The 13,774-nt window shown below is 30.4% G+C and carries 12 protein-coding genes; all 12 read left to right on the plus strand.

From position 1 onward, the window contains the following. Positions 1-118 precede the first annotated feature (118 nt). The 12 genes from acpP to X924_RS08945 all read left to right on the plus strand — a co-directional run bounded on the left by acpP (position 119) and on the right by X924_RS08945 (position 13,721). Positions 119-376: an acyl carrier protein gene (gene acpP / locus X924_RS08890; RefSeq protein WP_199172690.1), complete on the plus strand. Its 258-nt coding sequence runs from the start codon at positions 119-121 to the stop codon at positions 374-376. 73 nt (positions 377-449) lie between these two features. After that, complete coding sequence (locus X924_RS08895) at positions 450-2,033, plus strand: CTP synthase (RefSeq protein ID WP_121958558.1); 1,584 nt, start codon at positions 450-452, stop codon at positions 2,031-2,033. A gap of 337 nt (positions 2,034-2,370) precedes the next feature. Next, the gene (locus X924_RS08900) at positions 2,371-3,816 is read left to right on the plus strand and encodes an alpha-amylase family glycosyl hydrolase (RefSeq protein ID WP_121958559.1); all 1,446 of its coding nucleotides are present in this window, start codon (positions 2,371-2,373) and stop codon (positions 3,814-3,816) included. A gap of 36 nt (positions 3,817-3,852) precedes the next feature. Then, entirely contained in the window at positions 3,853-4,458 is a 606-nt protein-coding gene (locus X924_RS08905) for a transglycosylase SLT domain-containing protein (protein ID WP_121958721.1), read from the plus strand. A 131-nt stretch (positions 4,459-4,589) separates the two neighbouring features. Next, positions 4,590-5,810 carry an arginine deiminase gene (gene arcA, locus X924_RS08910; protein ID WP_121958560.1) on the plus strand — a complete coding sequence of 407 codons (1,221 nt, stop codon included), beginning with the start codon at positions 4,590-4,592 and terminating at the stop codon, positions 5,808-5,810. After that, positions 5,807-7,138 (plus strand): cyclic 2,3-diphosphoglycerate synthase, encoded by a 1,332-nt coding sequence (locus tag X924_RS08915; protein ID WP_121958561.1) that lies wholly within the window; start codon positions 5,807-5,809, stop codon positions 7,136-7,138. The genes arcA and X924_RS08915 overlap by 4 nt, the downstream gene beginning before the upstream one ends. Positions 7,139-7,208: 70 nt before the next feature. Continuing rightward, positions 7,209-7,919, plus strand: a complete 711-nt coding sequence (locus X924_RS08920) for a hypothetical protein (protein WP_121958562.1) — start codon at positions 7,209-7,211, stop codon at positions 7,917-7,919. Positions 7,920-7,926: 7 nt separating this feature from the next. Beyond that, positions 7,927-9,099 carry an LCP family protein gene (locus tag X924_RS08925; protein WP_121958563.1) on the plus strand — a complete coding sequence of 391 codons (1,173 nt, stop codon included), beginning with the start codon at positions 7,927-7,929 and terminating at the stop codon, positions 9,097-9,099. After that, on the plus strand, positions 9,086-10,174 hold the full coding sequence (locus X924_RS08930; RefSeq protein ID WP_121958564.1) for an ABC transporter permease: 1,089 nt from the start codon (positions 9,086-9,088) through the stop codon (positions 10,172-10,174). The genes X924_RS08925 and X924_RS08930 overlap by 14 nt, the downstream gene beginning before the upstream one ends. A gap of 474 nt (positions 10,175-10,648) precedes the next feature. Then, a complete protein-coding gene (gene ndk, locus X924_RS08935) occupies positions 10,649-11,089 on the plus strand; it encodes a nucleoside-diphosphate kinase (RefSeq protein WP_121958722.1) in 441 nt (146 codons plus the stop codon). A 239-nt stretch (positions 11,090-11,328) separates the two neighbouring features. Next, a complete protein-coding gene (gene glgD / locus X924_RS08940; protein ID WP_121958565.1) occupies positions 11,329-12,450 on the plus strand; it encodes a glucose-1-phosphate adenylyltransferase subunit GlgD in 1,122 nt (373 codons plus the stop codon). 11 nt (positions 12,451-12,461) lie between these two features. Continuing rightward, complete coding sequence (locus X924_RS08945) at positions 12,462-13,721, plus strand: glucose-1-phosphate adenylyltransferase (RefSeq protein ID WP_121958566.1); 1,260 nt, start codon at positions 12,462-12,464, stop codon at positions 13,719-13,721. The last annotated feature ends 53 nt before the right edge of the window (positions 13,722-13,774 follow it).

Below are 13,774 nucleotides of genomic sequence, written 5' to 3' on the forward strand. Positions count from 1 at the left end.
AGTAAGTATTAGAAGCTTGGAAGTATTTTGTAAAAAGTTAAGCGCTAAGATGCTGATAAAATATGAATTTCATAATTTTTAAAAGCAGTATTGAAAACTACATAGGGAGGTAAACATTATGACAAAAGACGAATTATTTGAAAAGGTAAAAGAAATAATAGTAGATACATTGAGTGTAGACGAAGACGAAGTGACTTTGGATGCTTCTTTTACAGATGACCTTGATGCAGATTCTTTGGAATTAGTTGATTTGACAATGGCTTTCGAAACTGAGTTTGGTGTTACAATAGAAGATGACGAGTTAGAAAAAATTAAAACCGTTGAAAATGCAGTCGATATTCTTGCAGAAAAATTGAATGTTGACGACGAGGAATAACCCATAATAAAGAGGGGAGCTTTGGCTCCCCCTTATTTTTTAATATTGTTTTTATGAAAGGAGTGAAGAATAAATGGCCAAAAAATATATAATTGTTTCTGGGGGCGTTTTGAGTGGCATAGGCAAAGGGGTTACTTCTGCTTCAATTGGAAGACTTCTCAAAGAGTTGGGTATAAAGGTTAATTCTTTAAAAATAGATCCTTATTTGAATGTAGACGCTGGAACTATGAACCCTAATCAGCATGGGGAAGTTTTCGTTACTGAAGATGGTTACGAAGCTGACCTTGATTTAGGTCATTACGAAAGATTTTTAGGTATAGAAATGAAGAAGTTTAACAACATGACAGCAGGTCAAGTTTATAAATATGTTATTGAGAAAGAAAGAGAAGGTAAGTATTTGGGTGCTACTGTTCAGATGGTTCCTCATGTTACTCAGCGAATTAAAGAGAGAATAGAAGAAATTGAAACTGATGTGTTATTGATAGAGATTGGTGGAACTGTTGGAGATATTGAAGGAGAAATATTTTTAGAAGCTGTCAGAGAACTATCTTTTGAAAAGGGTAGAGACAATTTTATGTTTATTCATGTTACCTTTGTTCCATATTTGAACATAACCAACGAATTTAAAACTAAACCTACTCAACAGTCTGTTCAACTTTTAAGAAGAATTGGGATTCAACCAGATATGATTTTGGTAAGAACTGAAAAAGAAATAGATTTACCAAGTCTTGAAAAAATTGCTTTATTTGGTGGAGTGCCTTTACAATACGTAGTAAACGTACCAGATTTGAGTAATATTTATGAAGTTCCTGAATTGTTGTATGAAAAGGATATTCATTCTCTAATATGTAAAAAACTTAATATTTCTGTTCCGCAAAAAATTGAAAGCATAAATTGGAAATGTCCAAGGATATTTAAAAATTTAAAGATTGCTATGATATCAAAGTATTTGGGTACAGATGATGCTTACAAAAGTATAATAGAAAGCATATTTTTGAGTGGAGCTAATAAACCTGAGATAGTTAATGCCGAAGAATTAGAAGAAATGAAAGAAGAAACTTTGGGGATTTTTTTAAGTAAATATCAAGGTATAATTATTCCGGGAGGATTCGGTAAAAGAGCAATAGAAGGTAAAATAAAAGCTATAAAATATGCCAGAGAAAACAAAATCCCAATTTTAGGTATATGTTTGGGAATGCAATTAATGGTTGTTGAATTTGCAAGAAATGTTATGGGATATAAAAACGCCAATTCCACAGAGTTTGATGAAAGTACACCTTATCCTGTAATAGATTTGATGGAGGAACAGAAAAGGTTATTAAACTTAGGTGGTACAATGAGATTGGGAGCTCAAAAGATAGAAATATTACCAAATACAAAACTTTTTGATATATACGGTAGACAAGTAGAAACATATGAAAGACATAGGCATAGATATGAAGTTAATTATCATGAATTTAATAATATGTTCGAAACGCCAGAAGAAAACGAAAATAAACTTACTATATCTGCAAAAACAGATTTCGTTGAAGCGGTTGAACTTAAAAATCATCCATTTTTTGTGGGAATTCAATATCATCCTGAATTTAAGTCAAAGGTGGGAAACCCACATCCTATTTTTGTAAAATTTATAGAGGAAGTAGAAAAAATCAAATAAATTAATGGACAAGAAATTTATAACCGGCTCAAGTTGGTAGCAAAACATATTTTAGGGATTTTAAAAATGATAATTTTCTAAAAATAAGCATTTGAATTTATAACGGTTAAACTATCCCGTTTGCTACAAAGACTGTCGCATCAATCCCTTCGTAGAAGGGTAATGGCGGAGCCTCTCTCTGATTACAAGTACAGAAAAGGTTAAAAAATTAGGAATTAGTAAGGATTAGAACTGAGGAGGTATTTTATAAAAATTTCAACGCTAAAACATAGATATAATGTAGATTTTATAATTTCTAAAGTGAGTATAAAGCATATTTTTATTGGAGGGGATAGTTATGATATTTTATGAACTATATTTAAGATCTTTTTATGATTCAAACGAAGATGGATTGGGTGATTTAAAAGGTTTAAAAGAAAAACTTGATTATCTTGTTGAATTAGGTGTAGATCATGTTTGGTTACTGCCTATAATGAAATCACCGGCCTTTCATGGTTATACTGTTTCTAATTTCTATGAAGTTAATCCCGTATATGGTAATCTAAACGATGTAAAAGAGGTTTTGAGCGAAGGCCATAAAAAAGGAATCAAATTTGTTCTTGATCTTCCTATAAATCATGTTGCTGTTACATCAGATTGGTTTCAAAAAGCTTTAAAAGGAGAAGAACCTTATAAGGATTGGTTCGTTTGGGCTAATGAAAAAGCTGATTTAAATGAAAAAAGACATTGGGATGATAGTAAAATATGGCAAAAAATTGGGAATAAATATTTTTATGGAATATTTGGCCCTGCTTCACCTGATCTTTATTTTGAAAGAAAAGAACTTTGGCAAGAAATAAAAAATATCTTTAAATTTTGGTTGGATGCAGGATTTGATGGTTTTAGATTAGATGCAGCTAAGCATATTTTTGATTTTGACACTGAAACTATGAGATTTAAATATCAACATGAAAAGAACGTAGAGTTTTGGAAGGAAATGATTTCTTTTATAAAATCTATAAAGAACGAAGCATTAGTTATAAGCGAGGTTTGGGATGCTCCCGAGATAGTGAGAAAATATGAAGGAATTTTTGACATTGGATTTAATTTTCCAATAGCTGAAGATTTAAAAACCACTTTAAAAGATGAAAACACTCAAAGGTTTGTAGAAACTTTAAATAAATGTATACCTGAATATTTGCCTACTGGTAAGGTTTTTTCGGCTTCTGGTAACTTTTTAACTAATCACGATATGACACGTATATTATCAGATTTGAAAAGTGAAGAGAAAGTTAAGTTGGGATTTTCTATAATATATACTTTACCAGGCATTCCTTTCATATATTACGGTGAAGAAATAGGAATGAAAGGTATTCCTATAGATGTGAATTTTACAGAAGATAGTCAAGAACCGTTTCATTGGTATGAAAATGGTTTTGGATTAGGTCAAACGGAATGGAAAGGCTATAAATTCAATCCACCTTATTCTGGTAATTCTTACGAAGAGCAAGCAAAAGATAGAAATTCTATACTAAATATCGTTAAAAACCTCATTAAATTCAGAAAAAACAACAGTTGGATAGACAATGCAAAGATCGATATTTTGAATTTTGACCAAAATGTGGTAAAATTAAAGGTGTATGACCAATTAAACGAAATTATTGCTTATTATAACCTAAAATCTTCAAATAGCTCGTTTTTTCTCGAAAATGGTACAAGATTGTTGTCCATAGGGGAAAATATAATTGATGGAAAAAATCTGAAATTAGCACCTTATGGAGTTTATGTTGTAAAACATAAGTAGGTGGATAATAAGCAAAGCAGAGGTGATGTAAAAGTAATGAGATTTAAAAAAACGATGTCCTTTTATATTATGGTAATGTTTTCTGTGATTTTTTTCTCTATTTCTCCTTCTTTAGAAATTAGTGAAGAAGATATTAAGGCCGATATTAAACTCAAGACCGTTTTGTACGATTATATAGCAACTCAGTATAAATTAGCTACAGAAAAGGATATGCCGGAAGAAAGATTGTATTTATTAGTTGATGCTATTATGGAAGCATCTAAGGTTTTTGATATTTCACCCATAATGATAGTAGCTGTTATTGATACCGAAACTACTTTTAAAAACATCATAGGACCTTATGGTGAAATAGGATACATGCAAATTAAGCCTACAACTGCTAAATACATCGTAGAGAAAAATATTTTGCTGTTTGAAAGTTTAGGTTACAACAATACAGATTTAGATTGGATTAGAGAGAGATTACTGGTTGATCCACGTTTTAATATATTAGTTGGAACAGGATATTTAAAATATTTGATAGAAGAACATGAAGACATTTATATGGCTTTAGGCTGGTATAACGGTGGTGGAAATACATATTATGCCAATAAAGTAGTATACAAAGTAAATGCCATATCTATTAAATATCCGATAATTTAAAAGTTTTTTTAAAGCTCCGCAAAAATGCGGAGCTTTTTGCTTTTTATTAGACAATTAGTTATATATTATATGATATAATAATTTAAAATGTAATAACTTCAAATTATAAAAGGTTGGTGTCTTATTAAAAAATGAAAATATCGATTTATTCTGAAATTGGAAAATTAGAAAAGATATTATTACATAGACCTGGTAATGAATTAGAAAATTTATCTCCTTATTATCTTTCGGATCTATTATTTGACGATATTCCTTATTTAGAAAAGGCTCAGCAAGAACATGATTATTTTGCAAATCTTTTACAGAGAAATGGGGTTGAAGTTTTATATCTTACAAAATTACTAAAAGAAACTCTTGAAAAGGATAATTTAAAAGAACAGTTTTTAAATGAGTTTTTAGATTTTTCGGATATAAAAAATGACTTTATCTTTGAAATTTTAAAAGATTATTTGTTTTCTCTTGAGACAGAGGTTATGATAAATAAAATTATCGCAGGTGTCAGATCGGATGAGTTGGAAATAAAAAGAAATATCTTTTCCTTGAGAGTTAGACGTGCAGATATAGAATTGCCATTTTTTTTGAATCCTATGCCAAATCTTTATTTTCAAAGAGACCCCGTTGCTATGGTTGGAAAAGGTGCCTGTATTAATCGAATGAAAACTTATGCAAGAAGAAGAGAAGTTATGTTAACCGAGTATATAATAAAATATCATGATGATTTTAAAGAAACAGAAGTATATTACGAGAGAAATTTCCCATATTCAATAGAAGGTGGAGATATTTTAGTTTTAAGTGACAAAGTTTTGGCTATAGGAATATCTCAGAGAACTTCTCCTGAAGCAGTTGAAATACTCGCCAAAAAGTTTTTAAAAGAAAATAGAGATTCATTTGAAAAAATTTTAGCATTCATCATACCAGATAATAGAGCATACATGCACTTAGATACAATATTTACTATGGTAGATTACGATAAATTCCTTGTCCATGCAAATTTAAGAGGGGATATAGACACATTTGTAATTTACAAAACTGCAAAAGGGTTTGATTTTACTGAAGAAGAAATGTCTTTAGAAGAAATATTAAAAAGGCACTTGAACTTAGATAGAGTGCAATTGATAAAATGTGGAAACGGAGACATCATTGCTTCTCATAGAGAACAATGGAATGATGGGTCAAATTGTTTGGCAATTGAGCCTGGAAAGGTAATATCCTACGATCGAAATTATGTAACAAATAGAGAGTTGGAAAATGCTGGCGTAGAGGTTCTTGCCATACCATCTAGTGAATTATCAAGAGGCAGAGGTGGACCCAGATGCGCAAGTATGCCTCTAATAAGGAGGAGATTGTTATGAAAAGAAAAGTTTTAATAATGGGAGCAGCAGGAAGAGATTTTCACAATTTCAACGTATATTATCGAGACAATCCTGATTTTGAAGTTGTATGTTTCACCGCTACACAAATTCCTGATATTGAAGGAAGAGTTTATCCAAAAGAACTTGCTGGAGACCTTTATCCCACCGGTATTCCTATAGAATCTGAAGAAAAGCTTATAGAATTTATAAAAGAAAAAAATATTGACGAAGTTGTTTTGTCTTATAGTGATTTGCCTTTCCAATATGTTATGGAGAAGGCGTCGATCGTTCTTGCAGCAGGTGCTGAATTTAAACTTTTAGGGCCGAAGGATACTATGATAAAATCTACGAAGCCCGTTATTTCAATTTGTGCTGTAAGAACAGGGTCTGGAAAAAGTCAAACTTCAAGACGCGTTTTAGATATTTTAAGAAACAAAGGACTAAAGGTTGTTTCTATAAGGCATCCTATGCCTTATGGGGACCTTGTTAAACAAAAAGTACAAAGATTTGCTTCCTACGATGATTTAGATAAACATGAGTGCACTATAGAAGAGAGAGAAGAATATGAACCTCACATAGACAGAAATTCTGTAATTTATGCAGGAGTTGATTATGAAGCTATTTTAAGGCAAGCAGAGCAAGAAAACCCAGATATAATATTATGGGATGGGGGAAATAATGATTTTTCTTTTTACAAACCAGATTTGTCGATAGTTGTTGCTGATCCTCATAGGGCTGGACATGAAGTAACGTATTTCCCAGGAATGGTAAATCTGCTTGCAGCAGATGTTATTGTTATAAATAAAGAAGAAACCGCTTCTTTGGAAAATATTGAAAAGGTAAGAAAAAACATAGAAATGTGGAATCCAACCGCAACCGTTGTCGATGCTGCTTCACCACTTTTTGTACAAAATCCTTCGATTATAAAAGGCAAAAAGTGTTTAGTAATAGAAGATGGTCCTACTTTAACTCATGGAGGAATGACCTATGGGGCAGGATTCATAGCTGCCAAAAAATATGGTGCATCTGAAATCATAGATCCAAGACCATATGCTGTAGGTTCGATAATAGATACTTATAAAAAATATACTCATCTTGATAAGATTCTTCCAGCAATGGGTTATGGAGTAAAACAGATGAAAGAATTAGAAGAAACTATAAATAGATCACAAGCCGAAGTTGTTGTAGTCGGAACTCCTATTGATCTAACAAGAGTTGTAAAGATATCTAAGCCACATGTTAGAGTAACTTATGAGCTTCAAGAAATAGGTAAACCCAATTTACAAGACGTAATTGAAGAGTTTTTATCACGGAATAGTCTCATATGATTTAGAAAATGTAAGATTCTTAAAAAAAGATCTATTTCTTAACAAGTTAAATATTGTGGAGGTGTAGTTCGTGGCAAATGTTTATCTTGGAAGTAAAAAGAAAAAAAGAAGTAAATTTTGGATAAGTTTAATTATAATCATTGTAGCAGTTGTTGCTTTTTTTGGTTTCTTTTTTTATAGATATTCTCGATTAACAAAATCACCCGTGGTTAGTGCTGATGCTTTAACTTATGTGGTTTCATATAGCGAGGACTTATATTTCATAAGGGTGTTAAATAACAATAGAAAAGTTATGGTTATGAAAATTCAAAATGGTACAACATTTCCTGGACAATATATTACCTTAACCTCAGATAATTTGGAAATTGCTGCAAGGAACTTTTTAAACCTTTTTGAGCTCAAATCTGATGTAAATTATTATTTGTACCTATCTGATAATTTAGCAAATGAGTTGATCAGCAAACTTAACGGTACGACTTCACAGGGTATAGATGGGTTGTTAACCGCGCTTAAAAATAGTAAATTCAATATGTGGGAAGTTTTCACTCTTGGCGGAGTTATTAATACAATAAAAGATTATGATAGGAGTAGTAACATAGATCAGGAAGGTTTTTATGCCTTAATTAATGCATTCTCTAAGTATGCAATAACAAATTACGACAAATTGACAATACCTTTGGTTTTAGATGAACCCTTACAAATCAATATTGGAACTCAAAAGCTTGAAAGAAAATATGCAGATGTTGGAGCTTTTCAGAGGATGAAAGAAATTTTGGAGTGAAAATATTTTGAGGTTAAATATTTTAAGAATAGTTTCTTTTGTACTACTTTTCATTTTATTAATAAGTTTCTTTGTTCCGTTCATTAAGATATTCGATGAAAGAGAAAGTAAAATCGAATTACCTTATTATTTTTTAATTCTTGGAAGAGACGAAGATTTAGAAAACTCAGTGAGAACTGATGTTATAATGTTGGGAGCTTTAAACGAAGATAAAATTCTTCTTTTATCTATTCCAAGAGACTTGTTAGTCAATATAAACGGAAATGAAAGAAGAATAAATTCTATCTATGAATTATATGGTATAGAAACTTTGATGCGTGAAATTGAAAATTTAACCGACGTTTCTATACAGGATTACATTATTTTTGATTATTCAATATTTAAAGAAGTTGGAGATCTTTTTGCTCCAATTGATATATATATTGAAAAAGATATGAAATATGTAGACTATCATCAAAACTTGTTTATTGACTTTAAAATGGGTTACAATCAATTAAGCGGAGAAGAATTACTTTATTATGTAAGGTACAGAGATGAAAGTGGTGATTTAGGAAGAATAGAAAGACAAAAGAATGCCGTATTTTCATTATTGAATGAAGCCAAAAATGGGGGCATATCAAAGATAATAGAAGCAGCAACTTTGGTTTTAAACCATACTATTAATACATTTGAAATAACAGATTTGATATATTTGTATTCTTTTGGCAAAGATGCGCAATTAGATTTTTTATCTTTTCCATATATAATAACAGAGAAGGGTTATTTAGTTATAAATGAAAAGGAATTGACAAATCTCAAACATACTTTAAAAACCTTTGAAATGTCTTTTAACGTTTCTACAGATAAAAAAGTTTGGATGTTGGTTACAAAGAATTTTGATAGCAAGGTTTACAATTTCTATACTTATGTGTTTTCAGTGTGGAAAAAACCTAATTATCAAATAAAAGTTTTAGACGAAGTTTTTAGAGGTTTACCTTCTACTCACTCATATGTTTTTTTTAAAGATATTGAGGAAGAGAAAAAAGAAACCATAAAATCAGATTTAAAAGAAAGTTTTGGCACAGATTTTCTGGAAATAACTGATAAAAATAAGTATTTTGAATTAATAGACTTTATTGCTTCGAATTTAGTTAATAGTTTGGACTACGATGTTTTGGTGATTCTTAATGATAGATGGTAAAAATATTAGAATGAGTTTTACTTTAGCCAAAATGTTTTTTAGAAGATCAAAAAGCAATTTTAGATTTTCTGTCGTAGCTATGGTAATTGGAGTGTGGGGTGTAATAATCGTAACTTCCATAATCAATGGATTTCAAAATGTTTTGATTAATTCTATTACAAATTTCTACCCTCATATTATAGTGTACGGCGATTATAACGAAAATAATGAACATATTGTAGACAAAATTAAATTTAATCTAAAGAATGCTGCCGTTTTTTTTCAAAATCAAATAAATTTTGTTCAGATCATGGAGTTGGATGATGCCTCTTTCTATAAAGATTTTTTAGTGAACGGTAAGTTGAGTGAAGGGGTAATAGTAGGTAAAAAAATGGCAGAAAGTTTAAATATAAACATTGATGATGAAATATTATTAATAAGTCCAACAGGTTTTCTTCCCATAACGCAAAGAGTTAAAGTTTCTGGCATTTTTGAATCAGGTGTTGCAACGTATGACACCTCTTTTTTATTAGTACAAAATACATCCGAAAAGAATTATACAGGGATATTTCTTAAAAATTCTAATATGGCAGACAGATTTAAAAGTAGTTATTTAAAAGAATATTCTGCGTTCACTTGGGAAGAATCTAATCAAACCTTAGCAAAAGCTATACAATTCGATAGTTTGATTGCCTTTTTAATAACTTTCTTTATTATATTAATCTCCGGCTTTAGCATTTCCAATTCAGTTTCCTTTTCTGTTTTTACAAGGAAAAAGGAAATAGCTATATTAAGAGCGCTTGGTTTAAAGAAGAATAATGTAGCAAAAATTTTTATTTTAGAAACCTTTTTTATATCTTTAATTGGTTATTCGGGAGGAGTTTTTTTCGGTATTTTGACATCTTGGACTTTAAATTTAATAAAAATACCTTTACCACAAGACCTTTTTTATGTTGATTATTTGCCTTTAAATATTACGTTTAATTCTTTTTTTGTAGCTTTTGTTATGAACTGTTCTGTCTCTATACTTTTCAGTTTTGCTGCTGCAAGGCGAGCATCTAACTTGAACATTGTTGAAATTTTAAAAGAAGAATAATTAATAGGCACTTTAGGAACGATAATTTTCAGAAAATAAGCTTTTGAATTTAAAATGAATTCAGGGCACAGCACTCTTCCCCTTTCTTGGCTAAAAGTACCGAAAAAGGTAAAAAAATTAGGAATTAGTAAGGATTAGAAGTGGGGAGGTATTTCATAAAAAATTCAACGATAAAATATACATAAAAAATGTTTTTAGAGTTTCTAAATTCAGTATATACTAATGTTTATATAGAAACTTTAGAAATGGAGATTTTTCAGAAAATAAGCTTTTGAATTTATAAAGGGTCCAGGGCGGAGCCCTCTCCCTATTCCTTCGGTACAAGTACGAAGAAGTTAAAAAAATTAGGAATTAGTAAGGATTAGAAGCGGGGAGGTATTTTGCAAAAAGTTAACCGCTGAAATATTTATAAAATGTGAAGTTTAGAATTTTTAAAGTGAGTATAATGTTTATATCAAAGGAGAAGTTAACATGATTGAAAGAGAATTTGTTTTTATCAAACCAAATGCAGTAAGAAGATCACTAATAGGAGAAATCATATCAAGGTACGAAAAAAAAGGATTAAAAATAATTGCTTTAAAGATGATACAAATGACAAAAACTCAGTCAGAAAAGTTATACAAAGAACATGAAGGTAAAGATTTTTATAAACCCTTGATTGATTTTGTTTTGTCTGGTCCAGTTTTAGTAATGGTTTTAGAAGGTGAAAGGGCTGTTGAAGTGGTCAGGCATATGCATGGAGATACCGATCCTTTAAAAGCTTTTCCTGGGAGTATAAGAGGAGATTATGGATTGACCGTTAGAAAAAATATAGTACATGCTTCTGATTCACAAGAAAAGGCTGAAAAGGAATGGCAAATATTTTTTGATCAAGAAGAACTTTTGGAATATTCAATTGGTGAAGAAAATTTTTAAAGATTGATTAAATTAAATGTAGCCGTTTTAGATTTAGAAATGAAGATTTTCTAAAAATGGGATTTTGGATTTATAATTGGTCCAGGATATAGCTCTTTCCTGACTCCGTATAAGTACAGAAAAACTAAAGAAATTAGTGAGGTGTTTTGTAAAAAAATTAAATTTAAAAGATTGGCAAAACTTAAGTTTTGGAATTTCTAAAAACAGTAAAAATATGATGGAAAGAAGGGGAAAAGTTTATGAGAGTAATGGGATTGATATTATCCGGTTCAAGTAGAGATAATTTAGATAAATTAACAACAAAAAGAGCAAGTGCGGCTGTCCCTGTTTTTGGAAAATACAGGGCGATTGATTTTACTTTAAGTAATATGGTGAATTCTGGCATTATAAATGTAGGTGTTTTAACTCAATACAATCCTAGATCTCTAATGGACCATTTAGGAAGTGGCAAAGAATGGAACCTTGATAGAAAGAGAGGCGGCCTTTTTATTTTACAGCCTTTTATGAGTTTGGAAAGTCAAAAAATGCAATACGAAGGAACTGCTGATGCAATTTTTCAAAATATGACTTATTTGCGTAGATCTATAGAAGATTTTGTATTGATTGGTTCGGGTGATCATATATATAATATAGATTTTAGAGATGTTTTCAAATACCATGTGAGAAATGGTGCAGATATTACTTTAATTACAAAAACCATGAAAAAAGGTTTAGATTTGACACAATATGGTCAAGTGGTTGCAGATGAAAATAATCGAATTTCCAAAATATATGAAAAGGTTTCAGAGTTTCATTCTGACAAAATATTTTTAGGCTTATATTTTATAAATAAAGCTTTACTTTTAGAAATGCTTTATGCAAACGTACCAAACAAAAAATATGATTTATTAACAGATATAGTTATTCCAAATTTATCTCGATTAAGAGTTTTTTCTTACGAATTTAATGGATATTGGAAAAATATTAAAAAGTCCGTAGAAGAATATTATAATACTAATATGGATATACTAAAAAAAGAAGTACGTGACGAGTTATTTTACAATCCCGAAAGAAAAATTTATACGAAATTAAGAGATTCGGCACCACCTAAAATAAATATAAACGCTAAAATAAGTAATTCTTTTATATCGGATGGGTGTATAATAAATGGGGTAGTTAAAAATTCTATTTTGTCAAGAGATGTAATCATAAATGCGGGAGCAGTTATAGAAGATTCGATAATATTACAAGGATGTGTTGTTGAAGAAGGTAGTGTGATAAAAAGAGCCATTATAGATAAAAACGTACGAATAAGATCAGGTAAAAGATTAGAAACAGTAGGAAACGAGATTAACCTTATAGAAAAAGGTACAATCATATAAGGAGTGATTTTATGAGAGTTATAGGAATGATTTTAGCTGGAGGGCAAGGTACTCGTCTTGGTGCAATAACTAACAATCTTGCAAAACCTGCTGTACCTTTTGGTGGAAAATATAGAATGATTGATTTTACTTTGAGTAATTGTGTAAATTCTAACATAAATACGGTAGGCGTTGTTACTCAGTATATGCCTCATAGACTGGTAGAACATTTGGGGATTGGAAAGCCTTGGGATCTTGATATAAAAGGAGGAGGACTTCATATTCTTCCACCTTATTTAAGTAGATCCGGAACTTCGTGGTATAGAGGTACTGCCGATGCTGTTTACCAAAATATGGAGTTTATAGAACGTTATAAACCAGATTTTATTGTTTTACTATCTGGTGATCATATATATAAAATGGATTACAACGATATAATAGATTATCACATCGAAAAAGAAGCGGATTGTACAATAGCTTGTATGGAGGTACCTATATCAGAGTCACATAGATTTGGTATAATGGTTACTGATCCTTTTAACAGAATTGTTGAATTTCAAGAAAAGCCCAAAGATCCAAAAGGAACATTAGCTTCCTTAGGGATATATGTGTTTAATTGGAAATTTTTAAAAGAATCCCTTATCAAAGATGCAAAGGATAGTAAATCTGAACATGATTTCGGTAAAAACGTTATTCCAAATGTTTTGCAAGAAAAAGCTAAACTTTTTGCTTTCAATTATGAAGGTTATTGGAGAGATGTTGGAACTATTCAGTCGTATCTTGATTGCAATTTAGAAATATTAGCTCCATTACCTCCTTTAGATTTGCATGATGAAAATTGGAAAATATATACTCAATCAGAAGAACTGCCTCCTGCTTTTATTGCAAAAGATGCTGAAGTTACAAGAAGTTTTATAAGTGAGGGTTCTGAGGTTTATGGAAATGTAGAAAGTTCGGTTGTTTTCCAGGGAGTTACAGTTTCTGAAGGAGCCATTATTAAAGATTCGGTTATAATGAACAACGTTTTTATAGATAAAAATGTTTACATAGAAAAGGCGATAATATGCGAAAATGCTTTTATAGGAAAATCAGTTAAAATTGGTATAGGAGAATTTGCTGAGTCTAAGGTTGATAAAAAAATCTATGACTCTGAAATTACAGTAGTAGGGTTCAACAGTAAGGTTAAAGAAAGGATTAAAATTGGTAAAAATTGTGTTATAGATAATAATGTTGATTTAAACAATTATGATGTTAAAGAATTAAAAAGTGGGGAAGCCATTATTGTTGAGTAAGACATATTAGGTTTGGAATCGAACTGAAACTTTATAGCAGTTACGTTAGAAAT

Source organism: Petrotoga sp. 9PWA.NaAc.5.4 (genome assembly GCF_002895485.1).
Classification (GTDB): Bacteria; Thermotogota; Thermotogae; order Petrotogales; family Petrotogaceae; genus AZRK01.

Excerpts from the sequence above, each read along its gene's own strand:
- X924_RS08945 (WP_121958566.1), top strand. The coding sequence starts at position 12,462 with ATGAGAGTTATAGGAATGATTTTAGCTGGAGGGCAAGGTACTCGTCTT.
- glgD (WP_121958565.1), top strand. The coding sequence starts at position 11,329 with ATGAGAGTAATGGGATTGATATTATCCGGTTCAAGTAGAGATAATTTA.
- X924_RS08900 (WP_121958559.1), top strand. The coding sequence starts at position 2,371 with ATGATATTTTATGAACTATATTTAAGATCTTTTTATGATTCAAACGAA.
- X924_RS08905 (WP_121958721.1), top strand. The coding sequence starts at position 3,853 with ATGAGATTTAAAAAAACGATGTCCTTTTATATTATGGTAATGTTTTCT.
- X924_RS08915 (WP_121958561.1), top strand. The coding sequence starts at position 5,807 with ATGAAAAGAAAAGTTTTAATAATGGGAGCAGCAGGAAGAGATTTTCAC.
- X924_RS08895 (WP_121958558.1), top strand. The coding sequence starts at position 450 with ATGGCCAAAAAATATATAATTGTTTCTGGGGGCGTTTTGAGTGGCATA.
- acpP (WP_199172690.1), top strand. The coding sequence starts at position 119 with ATGACAAAAGACGAATTATTTGAAAAGGTAAAAGAAATAATAGTAGAT.
- X924_RS08930 (WP_121958564.1), top strand. The coding sequence starts at position 9,086 with ATGATAGATGGTAAAAATATTAGAATGAGTTTTACTTTAGCCAAAATG.
- arcA (WP_121958560.1), top strand. The coding sequence starts at position 4,590 with ATGAAAATATCGATTTATTCTGAAATTGGAAAATTAGAAAAGATATTA.